General features: G+C 71.7%; 16 protein-coding genes. 10 read left to right on the top strand and 6 right to left on the bottom strand.

What is annotated here, in order from left to right; all coding sequences use genetic code 11:
- Nucleotides 1–56 precede the first annotated feature (56 nt).
- The 3 genes from ACYVIP_RS01885 to ACYVIP_RS01875 all read left to right on the top strand — a co-directional run bounded on the left by ACYVIP_RS01885 (nt 57) and on the right by ACYVIP_RS01875 (nt 2,964).
- Complete coding sequence (locus ACYVIP_RS01885; RefSeq protein WP_460391262.1) at nt 57–635, top strand: TetR/AcrR family transcriptional regulator; 579 nt, start codon at nt 57–59, stop codon at nt 633–635.
- A gap of 152 nt (nt 636–787) precedes the next feature.
- Nucleotides 788–1,912 carry an LLM class flavin-dependent oxidoreductase gene (locus ACYVIP_RS01880; protein WP_460391260.1) on the top strand — a complete coding sequence of 375 codons (1,125 nt, stop codon included), beginning with the start codon at nt 788–790 and terminating at the stop codon, nt 1,910–1,912.
- The gene (locus tag ACYVIP_RS01875; RefSeq protein ID WP_460391258.1) at nt 1,909–2,964 is read left to right on the top strand and encodes an LLM class flavin-dependent oxidoreductase; all 1,056 of its coding nucleotides are present in this window, start codon (nt 1,909–1,911) and stop codon (nt 2,962–2,964) included. The genes ACYVIP_RS01880 and ACYVIP_RS01875 overlap by 4 nt, the downstream gene beginning before the upstream one ends.
- A gap of 121 nt (nt 2,965–3,085) precedes the next feature.
- On the opposite strand, the gene ACYVIP_RS01870 is transcribed toward ACYVIP_RS01875, so the two are convergent.
- A complete protein-coding gene (locus ACYVIP_RS01870; protein WP_460391256.1) occupies nt 3,086–3,454 on the bottom strand; it encodes a winged helix-turn-helix transcriptional regulator in 369 nt (122 codons plus the stop codon).
- 79 nt (nt 3,455–3,533) lie between these two features.
- Between ACYVIP_RS01870 and ACYVIP_RS01865 the strand changes: the two genes are divergently transcribed.
- On the top strand, nt 3,534–3,944 hold the full coding sequence (locus ACYVIP_RS01865) for a Rid family hydrolase (protein ID WP_460391254.1): 411 nt from the start codon (nt 3,534–3,536) through the stop codon (nt 3,942–3,944).
- 258 nt (nt 3,945–4,202) lie between these two features.
- Nucleotides 4,203–4,790, top strand: a complete 588-nt coding sequence (locus ACYVIP_RS01860; protein ID WP_460391252.1) for a TMEM165/GDT1 family protein — start codon at nt 4,203–4,205, stop codon at nt 4,788–4,790.
- Between the two features lie 11 nt (nt 4,791–4,801).
- On the opposite strand, the gene ACYVIP_RS01855 is transcribed toward ACYVIP_RS01860, so the two are convergent.
- The gene (locus ACYVIP_RS01855; protein WP_460391250.1) at nt 4,802–5,461 is read right to left on the bottom strand and encodes a TetR/AcrR family transcriptional regulator; all 660 of its coding nucleotides are present in this window, start codon (nt 5,459–5,461) and stop codon (nt 4,802–4,804) included.
- 52 nt (nt 5,462–5,513) lie between these two features.
- On the bottom strand, nt 5,514–6,881 hold the full coding sequence (locus ACYVIP_RS01850) for an MFS transporter (protein ID WP_460391248.1): 1,368 nt from the start codon (nt 6,879–6,881) through the stop codon (nt 5,514–5,516).
- A 113-nt stretch (nt 6,882–6,994) separates the two neighbouring features.
- Here ACYVIP_RS01850 and ACYVIP_RS01845 point away from each other — a divergent pair, with 113 nt between their 5' ends.
- On the top strand, nt 6,995–7,798 hold the full coding sequence (locus ACYVIP_RS01845) for an SDR family oxidoreductase (RefSeq protein ID WP_460391246.1): 804 nt from the start codon (nt 6,995–6,997) through the stop codon (nt 7,796–7,798).
- Nucleotides 7,799–7,822: 24 nt separating this feature from the next.
- Here ACYVIP_RS01845 and ACYVIP_RS01840 read toward each other — a convergent pair whose 3' ends face one another.
- Entirely contained in the window at nt 7,823–8,773 is a 951-nt protein-coding gene (locus tag ACYVIP_RS01840) for an SDR family NAD(P)-dependent oxidoreductase (protein ID WP_460391244.1), read from the bottom strand.
- Nucleotides 8,774–8,824: 51 nt separating this feature from the next.
- Here ACYVIP_RS01840 and ACYVIP_RS01835 point away from each other — a divergent pair, with 51 nt between their 5' ends.
- Both ACYVIP_RS01835 and ACYVIP_RS01830 read left to right on the top strand, forming a co-directional pair.
- Complete coding sequence (locus ACYVIP_RS01835) at nt 8,825–9,361, top strand: TetR/AcrR family transcriptional regulator (protein WP_460391242.1); 537 nt, start codon at nt 8,825–8,827, stop codon at nt 9,359–9,361.
- 132 nt (nt 9,362–9,493) lie between these two features.
- Nucleotides 9,494–10,324: an alpha/beta fold hydrolase gene (locus ACYVIP_RS01830; protein ID WP_460391240.1), complete on the top strand. Its 831-nt coding sequence runs from the start codon at nt 9,494–9,496 to the stop codon at nt 10,322–10,324.
- Between the two features lie 143 nt (nt 10,325–10,467).
- Here ACYVIP_RS01830 and ACYVIP_RS01825 read toward each other — a convergent pair whose 3' ends face one another.
- The gene (locus tag ACYVIP_RS01825) at nt 10,468–11,526 is read right to left on the bottom strand and encodes a saccharopine dehydrogenase family protein (RefSeq protein ID WP_460391238.1); all 1,059 of its coding nucleotides are present in this window, start codon (nt 11,524–11,526) and stop codon (nt 10,468–10,470) included.
- An 81-nt stretch (nt 11,527–11,607) separates the two neighbouring features.
- Between ACYVIP_RS01825 and ACYVIP_RS01820 the strand changes: the two genes are divergently transcribed.
- Nucleotides 11,608–12,195 (top strand): TetR/AcrR family transcriptional regulator, encoded by a 588-nt coding sequence (locus tag ACYVIP_RS01820; protein WP_460391236.1) that lies wholly within the window; start codon nt 11,608–11,610, stop codon nt 12,193–12,195.
- Nucleotides 12,195–13,274, top strand: a complete 1,080-nt coding sequence (locus tag ACYVIP_RS01815) for a serine hydrolase domain-containing protein (RefSeq protein ID WP_460391234.1) — start codon at nt 12,195–12,197, stop codon at nt 13,272–13,274. The genes ACYVIP_RS01820 and ACYVIP_RS01815 overlap by 1 nt, the downstream gene beginning before the upstream one ends.
- Here the strand turns inward: ACYVIP_RS01815 and ACYVIP_RS01810 are convergent.
- Nucleotides 13,234–13,866: a TetR/AcrR family transcriptional regulator gene (locus ACYVIP_RS01810; protein WP_460391232.1), complete on the bottom strand. Its 633-nt coding sequence runs from the start codon at nt 13,864–13,866 to the stop codon at nt 13,234–13,236. The genes ACYVIP_RS01815 and ACYVIP_RS01810 overlap by 41 nt on opposite strands.
- Between the last annotated feature and the right edge of the window lie 11 nt (nt 13,867–13,877).

Below are 13,877 nucleotides of genomic sequence, written 5' to 3'. Positions count from 1 at the left end.
CCCAGTCCAGCCGGCGCGGGAGAACCGATGTTCCGCTTCGGCCTAAAGTGAGAAAGGTGAGCGCTCAGCCTTCTCGCCCCACCCGCTCCGACGTCGTGACCAACCGGGCGAGGATCATCGCCGCCGCCCAGGCCGTGCTCACCGAGAACGGGGTCGAGGTCCCGGTGGCCGCGATCGCTCGCCGCGCCGGGGTCGGCGTCGCCACCGTCTACCGCCATTTCCCCTCCAAGGCCGCGCTGGTCACCGCCGCGTTCACCGACCGCGTCGCCGACTGCGTCACCCTCATCGACGAGGGCCTTGCCGACCGCGACCCGTGGCGCGGGTTCGCCACCACCCTGTACCGCCTCTGCGCGGCCAACGCGGCCCAACCCCGCCTGGTCGCCGCCGCCACCCGGCACGGCGACGCCGAGACCCTCACCGTCCACCGCGCCGTCGGAATGCGCGGCATTGCCCGACTCATCGCCCGCGCCAAGACCGCGGGACTGAGCGAGGACTTCACCGTCGACGACATCGCGGTACTCCTGATGGCCAACGCGGGCCTCACCGTGCCGACCACAGCGGCGCGGGTCGCCGCCGCCCACCGGTTGGTCACCCGGTTCCTCCACGGCGCCAGGGCCGAAACCCGCATGCCCTGAGCCCGGATACCGGAAAACCGTGCTGCGCGGTCACTTCTGTCCGCGATATGAGACGGGTGCGTCGGGCATGGACATCCCGCCGGTGCCCGTCGCATGCTCGTGAGCAAGGCAGTCCACCTCGGCCGGTCCACTGGAAACCGCTTGCCTGAGGAGTGAAGTTGACGCGCATTCCCCTGTCCGTACTGGATCTCGTCCCGATCAGCTCCGGCGGCGACGCGGCCGCGGCGGTGCGCAACACCGTGGACCTCGCCCAGCGGGCCGAACGGTTCGGCTACCGGCGTTACTGGTTCGCCGAGCACCACCTCAATCCCGGAGTCGCCGGCACCTCGCCGCCCGTGGTCATCGCGCTCGTGGCGGCCGCGACCGAACGGATCCGGCTCGGCTCGGCCGGTGTCCAGCTCGCCCACCGCACACCGCTCGCGGTCGTCGAGGAGTTCGGCCTGATCGACGCGCTGCATCCCGGCCGGCTCGACCTCGGACTCGGGCGCAGCGGCAAGCAACTGTTCACGGAACGTCGTGCCGGCACAACGAAACCGCCGGGGCGCCAGCCGGACAACGGGTTGCTGATCCCGAAGCCGTTCGACTTCTCGACGCTGGCCGCGTCGCCGAGGATCGCGCTGAACTTCGCGCTGCTGCAGCAACCTGGCGCACAGTCGCCGGACTACGGCGAGCAGGTCGACGACATCCTGGCGCTGCTGGCCGGCAGCTACCGTTCGCCGGAGGGCATCGCGGCGCGCGCGGTTCCCGGTGAGGGCGCCGACGTCGAGGTGTGGATCCTGGGCAGCAGCGGTGGCCAGAGTGCCACCGTCGCGGGCAAGCACGCGCTGCGGTTCGCGGCGAACTACCACGTGAGCCCGTCGGCGGTGCTGGCGGCGGTGGACGCCTACCGCGCCGCCTTCCAGCCCTCGGCGCGGCTGCCGGCGCCCTATGTCGCCGTGTCGGCCGACGTGGTGGTGGCCGACGACGAGCACACGGCCCGCGAGGCCGCCGCCGGGTACGCGCCGTGGGTACGCAGCATCCGCCGGGGCGAGGGCGCCATCCCGTTCCCCAACCCGGACGAGGCCGCCGAGCTCGACTGGACCGACGAGGACCGCGCGCTGGTGGCCGACCGGGTCGACACCCAGTTCGTCGGCACACCGTCCACAGTGGCCGCGAAACTGCGCCAGCTACAGGAGGCCACCGGCGCCGACGAACTGGTCATCACGACGATCACCCACGAACACGCCGACCGGGTGCGGTCCTACGAGCTGCTCGCGGCGGAGTGGGGGCTCGGGTGAAGTTCCTGCTGATCACGCTCGTGTTCCACGTGCCAGACCCGGTGACCGGCGAGAAAGTGCCCACCACACAACGGTTACGCGCGGTCGTGGACAACGCGGTGCTCGCCGAGGAGCTGGGCTTCGACGGCTACGGCGTCGGCGAGCGGCACGAGCGGCCGTTCATCTCCTCCTCGCCGCCGGTGATCCTGAGCCACATCGCGGCCCGCACGTCGACGATCCGGCTGTTCACCGCGGTCGCCACGCTCAGCCTGCTGGACCCGGTGCGCGCCTTCGAGGACTACGCCACGCTCGACCACCTCTCCGGCGGCCGGCTGGAGCTGATCATCGGCAAGGGCAACGGTGCCGCGCAACGCCAGCTGTTCCACGTCACCGAGGACGACCAGTGGGCGCGCAACATCGAGAGCTACGAGCTGTTCCGCAGGCTGTGGCGGGAGGACAAGGTCACCTGGAGCGGCCGGTTCCGGCCATCGCTCACCGAGGCCGAGACCTGGCCGCGCCCGTTGCAGCGACCCGTTCGGGTCTGGCACGGCAGCGCGACGAGCAGGGAGTCGGTCGACCTCGCCGCGAAATGGGGCGACCCGCTGTTCTCCGCGAACGTGTCCAACCCGATCGAGCCCTACGCCGAACTCATCCGCCACTACCGGGAACGCTGGGCGCACTACGGCCACGACCCCGCCGACGCGGTCGTCGGCGCCGGCACCGCCGGCTACTACTCGGCTCGCAACTCCCAGGACGCGCTCGCGGTCTACCGGCCCATCGTCGAGTCCCGGTTCGAGCTGCAGCGCCAACTTGGCCTCGAACCGGTCTTCACCACCTTCGAGGACTTCGTCGAGCGCAGTTCGGCGCTCATCGGCAGCCCGGAGCAGATCATCGACAAGGTGCACCGCTACCACGAACAGTTCGGCCACCAGGTGATCCACCTGCACGCCGAGCCAGATGGCCTGTCCGACAAGCAACACCGCGAGTCGCTGGAGCTGTTCGGCGCCGACATCGCACCGGTGCTCAGCCGCGAGATCCCCGACCCGCCATGGCCGGCGCCGTCATCGACCTGAGCGCGAGCGAGTCGGTAACGGGCGACGCCAATCGGGGTGTTGAGTTTCGGGAGTCGAAGTCCACTGTGGATAGTCACGCCGACGTCGGCGGGCAGTCGGGTGGGCCCCTGCCCGCCGGCCGCTACGCGAGGTCGTCGAAGCGCGTGCGGGCGCGTTCGACGGCGGGCAGGGTGAGGGTGGTCCAGTGCAGGAGTGCGTCGATGAGTTCCTGGAGTGACTTGCCAAGCGGCGTCATGCGGTACTCGACGGCGAGGGGGCGAGTGCTGGTGACGACGCGGTCGACCATTCCGTTGCGTTCCAGGCGTCGGGTCGCCGCGGTGAGCGACTTCTGGGTGACGAGGGGGATCGTTCGGCGGAGTTCGTTGAAACGTAACGGTTGTTCGCACAGGGCGTCGAGGATCTGTAGTGACCACTTGTCGAGTACCTGGTCGAGTAGTTCGCGGTGTCGCTCGGTGAGCTGGGTCTGCGGAGACGGAGTGGTTTCCTGCACGACACCTAGTCTCGTTGAAGTTTCCTTCGGATACCAGGTAGATGTGGGATACCTACTCGCGCGGTGAAGGGAACAGTTCATGGCAGTGCGGTTGCTGACCCCGGAGGGCATGTTCGCGCCCGTTCCGTATCACCACGTCTCGATCGGCACGGGTGCCCGTCAGGTGCACGTGGCCGGCCAGATCGCGCGCGACGAGCGGGGGAACCCGGTCGCCACCGGTGACCTCGCCGGGCAGGTCGCGCACGTGCTGCGGAGCACCGCCCGTGGCCTGGCCGGCGCTGGGGCGAGCTTCGCGGACGTGGTGCGGCTGCGGTTCTTCGTCACGCGGTGGCACCCGGACAAGTACCCCGACTTCGTCGCGGGTATCGAGCGGGTGGCCGACGAGCTCGGACTCCCGGACCCGTTGCCGCCGTTGTCGGCGATCGGGGTCGACTACCTGTTCGAGCCCGACGTGCTCGTCGAGGTCGAAGCGTTCGCCGTGCTTGACTGAACTACCCGGTGAAGCGGGTCACACCTATTTGGACAGTGCGCCCCGATCTGGCCTAGAGTGCGGGTCGTACGCGAAGGGGAGTAGCCCCCAACGTCCCGGTCGACATACTGATCCGCTCGCGGGTCCGGCCGGACGGCCTCGTCGGCGGTTCGCTGTCGAACGGGGCGGGCGAGACCTTCGATCCAGGCACAGTCATGTGCCGGATCGAGGTCGCCCACGGCGCAACCCGGTCCGGCGCCGAACAGAAGGACCGGACCATTGGATGCGGTAGTCGCCGGCACACTCGTGTCGTTCTGGGTGATCTTCGTCGCCGAGTTGGGGGACAAGTCCCAACTCATGGCGTTGACCTTCGCCACCCGGTACAAGGTCTGGCCGGTGTTGCTCGGCATCACCCTGGCGACCGCCCTCGTGCACCTCGCCTCGGTCGCCATCGGCCACGGTCTCGGGGCCGCGCTGCCGACCGGGTGGATCAATCTCGCCGCGGCGCTCGCGTTCGTCGGCTTCGGGTTCTGGACGCTGCGCGGCGACACCCTCACCGACGAGGAGAAGGCCAAGGCCCAACGCGTCACCCGGTCGGCGGTCATCGCCGTGGGCACCGCGTTCTTCCTCGCCGAGCTCGGGGACAAGACGATGCTCGCCACCATCACCCTGGCTACCGACCACGGCTGGCTCGGCGTGTGGATCGGCTCGACCGTGGGCATGGTCGCCGCCGACGCGCTCGCGATCGTGATCGGGCGCGCGTTGGGCCGCAACCTTCCCGAGAAGACCATCCGCTACGGCGCGGCGGCGCTGTTCTTCCTGTTCGGCGTCTGGCTGGCCGTCGACGCCTTCCGGCAGCTGACCTGACACCCGACCCGTCAGCCGGCGTGTTCGTTCGTGCTCTCGCGGCCGCCGCTCGACCGTGGCGGGGTGGACCACACGTCGGCCAGGTTCTGGTCGAACAGCGCGCCGACCGCCCGCAGGGCGTCGTCGAGGTCCACGTTGTCCGGGTCGACCAGCGTCTGGAGGTGGATGCCCAGCAGCGCCCCGTTGAGCGCCACCGCGGCCGCGCGTTCCTGTGCGGCCGCCGTGTCCGGGGCCGCGTCGGCCGGGCGGTGGGCGCGCAGCCAGAGCTCGAGACCCGCGCGCCGCTGGGCGAAGAACTCCCGGTACTGCTCGTGCACGATGCCGGTGTCCCCGAGGGCCTCGACCAGGATCATGAACAGCAGCGCTGACTTGCCGCTGCGCAGCAGCTCGGTGGTGTCCTCGAACATCTCGGTGAGCGGCGTGGTGGAGTGGTAGCGCTCCGGGGGCATCGTGGCTTCGATGGCGCGTTCGACGACGGCCATCACCAGACCGTTCTTGTTCTTGAAGTGCCACGGGATCGACCCTCGGCTGATGCCGGAGCGTTCGGCGATGTCGACGAAGGACGTGCGGTCGAACCCGCGTTCGGCGAACAGCTCCTCGGCGGCGTCCAGAATGCGGCGACGACTCTCCTCGCCGATCTCGTCGATCCGGCGCCGCGCTCGAGAACTCACGGTGACCATCGTAGAGCAGCGGTTTTCCGCGACCCGGTGGCCGAATCCGGCCTCACCGGGGGCCACGCACGTCGGCGGCGGCGCGGCGGATGTCGCGCGGCACGTGGCCGGCGCCGAACGCCAGGATGAGGCCCGCCAGGACCGACGCGGTCGGCGCGACCACGGCGATCGCGGCCCTCGGTCCCCACACGCCCTCGACCACGCCGGTGAGCAGCGCGCCGCCGAGCCCGCCGAACAGCGCCATGTACACGCCGACCAGCGCGAACGCCGTCGCGCGGATCGCCGGTGGGGTCACCGAGGCCACGACGAGGCTCAGCGGGACGATGCCGGCGAAGGTGATCCCCTGGGTGAGCGTCCCGACGACGACGAACGTCGCGACGTTCGCCGCGTAGGCCTGCACCGCGAACCCGATGCCGAGCAGGGCGAGCGCCCCGGCGGCCAGGTACAGGCACCCGGCGGGGTTGCGCCGGAACAACCGGTCGCTGAACGCGCCGCCGAGTGCCGCGCCGACCAGCCCGCCGACGGCGCTGACCGAGGTGATCACGCCGCGCGCGGCGGCACCCTGCCCGAGGTGGTCCTCCAGGACGAGGTTCAGGTAGATCGGCGCCGTGGTCACACACAGGCCGAAGGCGCCGAGCGCGACCATCACGAAGGAGAAGGTGCGGATCTGCCGCAACCGCCGGAACGCGGTCCGCGGCGACCCCGGCCGGACGCTGGGCGCCGGCGCGCCCGCGAGCAGCGCCTCCCGCTCGAATCGCCCCCGAACCGGCTCGCGCAGGCGCAGGGCGGCCAGCCCGAGGACCAGCGCCGGTACGGCGAGGAAGGCGAAGGCCCAGCGCCACGGCTCGTGCGCGTCCGGGATGAGCGCCGCGCAGGCCGCGGCCAGTAGCGGGCCGGTGACGATGCCGAGGGGTTGGGCGCCGCGGTGCAGGCCGAACACCCGGCCGCGACCGCCTGGTGGGTAGGTGTCGGTCAGGATCGCGTTCTGCACCGGTCCCTCGTTGGCCTTGCCGATGCCAGCGAGGATGCGGATCACGACGATCTGCCAGAGGTTCTGGACCATGCCGAGAAGGCCGGCCGCGGCGGCCCAGACCAGGGTGCAGACCCCGGCGATGGTGGTGCGCCGGTAGCGGTCGGCGAGCAGGCCGAGCGGCAGCGCGGCCAGGGACACCAGCACGCCGGCGAGCGCGCCGACCACGGCGACCGCCGCCGAGCTGAGCCCGAGCGAGTCCCGGATCTCGGGCGCGAAGACGACGAACATCACGTTGTCGACGCTGTCGAGTAACTGCAGGCCCACGAGCACGCCGAGCGTCGCCGGCCCCCCGACGGCCAGGACCCGCCGGAACGTCATCGTCGGCTCGGGCGGGGTGCTCTCGTCGGCTCGGGGATCGCTGATCGCGGTGTGACCTTCTTCGGACATCGGTTGCCCCTTCGTCACGGTTCCGGACGTAGTGGTGCGGTCGTGGATCGCAGTCTACTATGTCAGTCAGCATAGAGACTGTTGGTGGGCATATCGGAGAGGAACGTGACCTCATGCGGGACTGGCAGGGGTCGGTCGCCTTCATCACGGGCGGCGGCCAGGGGATCGGCCTGGGGATCGCGCGGGCACTCGGCAAACGCGGCGTGCGCCTCGCGCTGGCCGATGTCGACGAGGCCGCGTTGTCCCGCGGTGGCGAGGAGCTGTCGGCGGTGACGGACGTGCAGACCTTCCGGCTGGACGTGCGGGACCGCGTGGCCTTCGCCTCGACCGCGGACGAGGCCGAATGGCGACTGGGGCACGTCAACCTGTTGTTCAACAACGCCGGCATCGTGCCGTTCTCGACGGTCCCGGAGCTGAGCTACGACAAGTGGGACCTGGCCCTCGGGGTCAACCTCACCGGGGTGATCAACGGCATCCAGACCTTCCTGCCCCGCATGATCGAGCGCGCCGAGGGCGGCTATGTCGTGAACACCTCGTCGGGCGCGGGACTGGTGGCCGACCCGGGCGTGCTGTACGTGACCGCCAAGTTCGCGGTGGTCGGCCTGTCGGAGTCGCTGCGGCTGGCGGTGGACAAGTACGGCATCGACGTCAGCGTGCTGTGCCCCGGCCCGGTCGACACCGACATCGTCCGCAACACCCGGTCCTCGGACGGCGGGGACTCGGTCGCGTTGCACGACGACCTCGTGCCGGACGTCGAGGCGTTCCTGAAGGGCGGTGCCAGCATCGACGCCGTCGGCGAGATGGTCGTCGCCGGCATGGAGGCCCGGTCACCGTGGATCCACACCGGCGACGAGATCCGCCCCCACTTGGCGCAGCGGATGGCGGCCCTGCTCAGCTCCCTGCCGGCGCAGGGCTGACCTCCGCGCGGGGCCGTGGCGGGGTCAGCCGCGGATCATGCTGGCCGACACGGCCCAGAGGCGGTCGGCGGTGGCGGGGTCGATGGCCCATCGCTTGACGCCGTGGGGATGGTCGGCGAGGTCGGCGTCGTCGGGCACGGTGTAGGCCTCCTGGGCGTCGTCGAGGTAGTGGCCGCCGGTGTGCGCGAACTGGGGCGCGACGGCGGCGACGACGCTGGTCGCGGCGGCCTGGGCGACGGTCTTGTAGGTGAAGACGCCCGCGGCCTCGGCCGCGGCGAGGGACTCCCGCTGGGCGGCGGTGAAGTGGCGCTGGAGTCCGGTCGCGACTCCGCCGGGGTTGACGGCGTTCGCGACGACGCCATCGGCCGCCCACCGGCGGGTCGCCTCGACCGCGAACAGCGAGTTCGCGGTCTTGGACTGGGCGTAGGCGAGCTGGGGGTCGTAGACCCGGCGCCGGAAGTGCGGGTCGTCGAAGTCGATGCCGGCGCGCATGTGCGCGGTGGAGCTGACCGCGACGATCCGCGCCTCGCCCCGGTCGGCCGCGCCGAGGGCGAGCGCGTCGTGCAGACCGGTGGCCAGGGCGAAGTGGCCGAGGTGGTTGGTCGCGAACTGCAGCTCCCACCCCTGCGGGGTGCGGGCCAGCCCGCCGGTGACCAGGCCGGCGTTGTTGACGAGCAGGTGCGCCGGACCGTCCCAGTCGTCGACGAAGCGGCGCACGGTCGCCGGGTCGGCCAGGTCGAGCGGCCGGACCCGGGCGCGCGGGAGGGCGGCGGCGACGGCCTGGCCGGCGGTCGGGTTCCGGACCGCGAGGGTCACCTCGGCGCCCGCGGCGGCCAGCGCGCGGGCGGTCTCGGCGCCGATACCCGAGGACGCGCCGGTCACGATCGCGCGGAGGCCGGTGAGATCGACGTCCGCCAGCACCTCGGCCGCGGTGGTGGTGGCGGTGAACGGCGTGGTGATGAGCGCGGTGGCCATGCCGCGACTTTACATAGTGGACTCTATTTGTAAAGTTCGTATACTGGCCGCATGGTCATCGCCGACACCGGTCGTCGGGACGCGGTGCTCGAGTCCGCGCTGCGCACCTTCACGCGTTACGGCTACCGCAGGACCTCCATGGAGGAGGTGGCGCGCACGGCCCGGATCTCCCGGCCGGGCCTGTACTTCCTGTTCGAGTCGAAGGAGGCGCTGTTCCGGGCGGCGGTCACCCGGGCACTGGAGCTGGACCTGGCCGCGGCCGAGCGGCTGCTCGCCGAGGACGGCAGGCCGTTGCGGGAGCGGCTTGTCGGCGCGTTCGACCTGTGGGCCGGCCGATACGTCGGACCGCTGAGCCGGGACGTCCCCGGCCTGATCGAGCAGCATCCGGACCTGCTCGGCGCGATCGTCGACACCTCCCCGACCCGTTTCGCGGAGCTCGTCGTCGGCGCGCTGGCGCGGGGGCCCGCGCCGGCGGCTCGGGTCGCGGAGACGCTGATCAGCGTGTCGGTCGGGCTGAAGCATCAGGTCCGGACGCGCGTGGAGTACCTCGAACGCCTCACCGTCGCGGTCGAGCTGCTGGTCGACTGAGCTGCGCCGCCGACCGGACCAGCGACGCGATCGCCGGCGAGTGACCGCTCGGTCGCACCCAAACAGCACCCGCTGTCCCCGACGTGACCAACACATTCAATCCCGGGGAGGCGGAACTGCGAAGATTGGGCGGTGGCTCATTTCGCACTCACCCGCACGCTGCGCTGGCGGGGACGGTTGGTGGCGTGGGACCGCCTCGGCGAGGGTCCGCCACTGGTGTTCCTGCACGGAACACCGTGGTCGTCCGCGCTCTGGGGGACGATCGCCGGGGCGCTGTCGCGGCGGTTCACCGTCTATCTCTGGGACATGCCCGGCTACGGCGCCTCGTCGAAGGACGCCGACCACGCGGTCGACCTCGCCACCCAGGGAGAGCTGTTCGCGCACCTGCTCGACGAGTGGCGGCTCGAGCGCCCCCAGGTCATCGCGCACGACTTCGGCGGCGCCGTCGCCCTGCGCGCCCGGCTGCTGCACGGCGCGCGGTACGCGTCGGTCTGCCTGGTCGACGTCGTGGCGCTCTCGCCGTGGGGCTCGCCGTTCTTCGCGCTCGTGCGACAACACGCGGACGTCTTCGCCCAGCTTCCGCCCGCCATCCACCGCGGTGTGGTCGAGGCGTATGTGAGCGGCGCGAGCCACCGAGGCCTGCGCGATGATGATCTCGCGATGCTGGTGAACCCGTGGCTGGACAGGAGTGGCCAGGACGCGTTCTACCGGCAGATCGCCCAGGCGGACGAACGCTTCACCGACGAGATCGAACCCGACTACGGGTCGATCGACGAGCCGGTGCACATCATCTGGGGCACGGCCGACACCTGGATCCCCGTCGACCGGGCACACCGCCTCCGCGCGGCCATCCCGCACGCCTCGCTGACGCTCATCGAGAACGCCGGCCACCTGATCCAACTCGACGCCCCGGCCGAACTCTCCGCCGACCTCACCCGCTGGCTCGCCACCACCGCAGGCTGAGGCGACCGGCACGGTCATCGCCGGGCGGAGTGGGGTTCCGCATCAGCGGGTTGTCGAAGAAGACGAGACGGTGGGCCGAAGCGGCCAGCTCGAACTGCGGAAACCCCGCTTCACGGAATGTCTCTGGCGAATCGCGGTGGCGTTCAGCCTGTCGTGTCAACGAATTCCGCGCCGGCGGCCAGCGCCACCTCGGGACCGAAGAGCCTGCCCGGGGTGAACGCCCCGGGGCGGCCGTCGCCGTTGGCCAGGCGCCGGGCCACCTCGGTGACGGCGCCGACGGTGAACGTCATGCCCTCGCCGGTGCGCAGCCAGCCCGTCCGCACGCGACCGCCCGGCCACTCGACGCGGGCGCGTGCCCAGGACGATCGGCGCGGGCGCGGCGTGGCCGTGGCCGTCGTGATGCCGGCGAGGCGCCGGGTGGCGAAGCCGGCCACGCCGGGCAACCGCAGCAGGCCACCGATGGCCGGCAGCGCCGCGCGGGCGGCCGGGTTGGCCGGGACCAGCGCCGACGCGCCGATCACTGACGGGGCGCCGCTGGCCCGCCAGGCCGCGAAGAGCTCACCGCCGCCAACGGAGGCGGTGGTGACCACGTCGCCGTCCGGCGTGGTCAGTCGCTCGGCGGCACCGCCTGCCCTGGCGCGGACCAGCCGGCCCCGCCGCACCTCGCGGCCGCCTGCGCGCACCGTGTCCACGATGGTGGCGGCCAGGGCGTCGCCGATGGCGCCGGCGTCGATCGCGACGGACGCGACGGCGTCGATGCGTACGCGCGACGGCGTGTCCTCCTCCGCCAGCAGGTGCAGCAGGATGCCCTCGGTCGCGAGCACGCCGAAGCCCGCCCCGGACACCAACGTGCGACCGGTTGCCACCGCCTCCCGGTGCATGTCGTGGAGCAGTGCGAACGCGCTCAGTTCGGCGGCGACGTCGACGTAGTGAGTGCCCGGCGGGCAGGCCAGCGCGACCTGCGGTGCCGTGCGGGTGAACGGGCCCACGGTGTTGATCACGACGGCCGGCGCCTCGGTGGCCAGTCGCGCGCAGACCTCGTGCAGCGAGCCGGTCACCACCCGGGCGTCCTGGCCCACCCCGGCCAGCCGCTCCCGGTCGCGGCCGGCGACCACCACCTCGGCGCCCGTCTGTCGCAGGCGCGCCACCGCCTCCCGGCCGACCCGTCCGGTCGCGCCGAGTACCCAGATCTCACCTGTCATGGTCGCCTCCACCAGTCATGGCACGTCATGTCATCACTATCGCACAGCATGACATGACGTGTCATCACTAGACTCTGGCGCATGGGTCGATGGCAGCCGGGTGCGCGCGAACGGCTCGAGCGGGCCGCGCTCGATCTCTTCCTCGAGCAGGGCTTCACCGAGACCACTGTGCCGCAGATCACGGCGCGGGCCGGGCTCACGACCCGCACGTTCTTCCGGCACTTCGCCGACAAGCGGGAGGTGCTGTTCGCCGGCGAGGAGCTGGTGCCCGAGCAGGTGGCCCGCCTCCTGGCCGAGGCCCCGCCGTCGCTTGGCCCGATGGAGCTGATCACCGAGGGCCTCGGCCCCACCGCGGCCGAGATCTTCGAGGGCCGCGGCCTCGACTACCTGCTCCGCCGACGCGCCGCGATCGACGCCGAACCCGCCCTGCACGAGCGCGAGCTGCGTAAGTTCTCGCTGATGTCGGCGGCGCTGGAACAGGGCTTCCGCGACCGCGGCGTCGACGACCCGACCGCGCAACTGGCGGCCGAGCTCGCCGTGACCACGCTGCGGGTAGCGGTGACCCGCTGGCTCAACCAGCGCGGCGACCCCGACCTCCCGACCACCATCACCCAGACCCTGACCGCGATCAGGCACCTGACGACCACTCCATCGACCAGGACGAGGTGATGAGCGTGCTCCAGGAACAGGTTCAGCGCCGGCTCGACGAGCTGGTCGACTCCGGCGCGGAGACCGGGGTGCAGGTCGCCGTCTACCGGGATGGCGCGCTGGTCGTCGACGCGGTGGCCGGTACGGCCGACCCGGCCACCGGGCGACCGCTCACCGCGGACACGCCGATCTTCAGCTTCTCCACCGGCAAGAACATCGCGGCCACGCTCGCGCAGCTGCTCGTCGAGCGTGGATTCCTCGACTGCGACACCCCGGTCGCCGACCTGTGGCCCGAGTTCGGGGTGCACGGCAAGGCCACGGCGACGCTGCGGCACGTGCTGACCCACACGGTCGGTCTGCCGGCCATGCCGCGCGAGATCACGCCGGGCGAGCTGGCGGACTGGCCAAGGGTGTGCGCGGCGCTGGCCGCCGCCGAGCCGCGCTGGCGGCCGGGCACCGCCGTGGGCTACCACTCCTACACCTTCGGCTATCTCGTCGGCGAGTTGGCCCGCCGCGCGACCGGGCGCTCCATGAGCGCGCTGCTGCGCGAGTGGATCACCACGCCGCTCGGTATCGAGGGGCAGCTCCACTTCGCCACTCCGCGCGAGTCGCTGCCGGGGTTGGCGCGCCTGGCGCAGCAGGCGGGGCAGTGGCCCGGTGATGCGAGCGTCCTCGCGCCGTGGGAAAGCCGGCCGAGCGCCGATTTCGGCAACGACGTCGAGATCCTGCGCGCCGATATCCCGTCGGTGGGCGTGGCCACCGCGCACGGACTCGCCGCGATGTACAACGCCGTGCTGCGGGGCACGCTCGTGAATCCCGCCCGGTTGGCGGACCTGTCCGCACTCGCGTTCGCCGGTGTGGACCAGGTTTTCGGCACTCAGGCGCGGATGGCGCTCGGCTTCCCGCTCGGCAGGATCGGCGCCCCCGCGGAGGAGGACTCCGTGGCCTTCGGGTGGCCGGGCGGGGGCGGCAGCTACGCCTACGCGGACCCCGCGCGCGGGATCGCCTTCGCACTGACGAAGACCCGGCTCGTGCCGAACTTCGACACCGTGCTGGCGGTCACCGCGATCCTGGCCGACCATCTCGCCGGGACCCGCTGAGCTTCTCCCCGGGTTGGTCGGGCGTCGTCCGGAGCGCGTCCATGACCAGGTCGAGGAGTCGTCCTGTCTGGTCGGGGGCGTTGCCGGCGGTGGCGAGGAGGATCCCCAGCAGCATCACGGTGACATCCAGTGGGTCGACGTCGGCGCGCAGCGAGCCGGCGGCCACACCGCTGGCCAGGATCGTGGCGACGGCGGCGGAGACGCGTTCCCGGCTGGCCGGGGTCGCGATCCGTCCCGAGGCCCAGCCGGCGCGCAGCGTCTCGGCCATGCCGCGCTTGGTCGCGACGAAGACGGCGTAGCGCTCCATCCACGCGCGCAGCGCCGCGGCTGGCGGGAGTTGCTCGAGCAGGGCGGGAACGCAGCCGGTGACCTCGTCGAGCTCGGCCGCGTACACGGCCTCCACCAGGGCTTCCCGGGTGGGGAAGTGGCGGTACAGCGTGCCGATGCCGACGCCGGCGTCACGGGCGATGCCTTCGAGCGCGACGGCGTCGCCGGCCGCCGCGAACGCGGCCCTGGCGACGGTGAGGAGCGTGTCGTGGTTGCGCCGCGCGTCGGCACGGGGCGCCCGCTTCTTCGGGTCGGCGGAGCTCAAAGCGGAGGCAC

It is taken from the genome of Actinophytocola sediminis (assembly GCF_054779715.1).
This window is presented reverse-complemented; position numbering and strand designations above follow the sequence as displayed.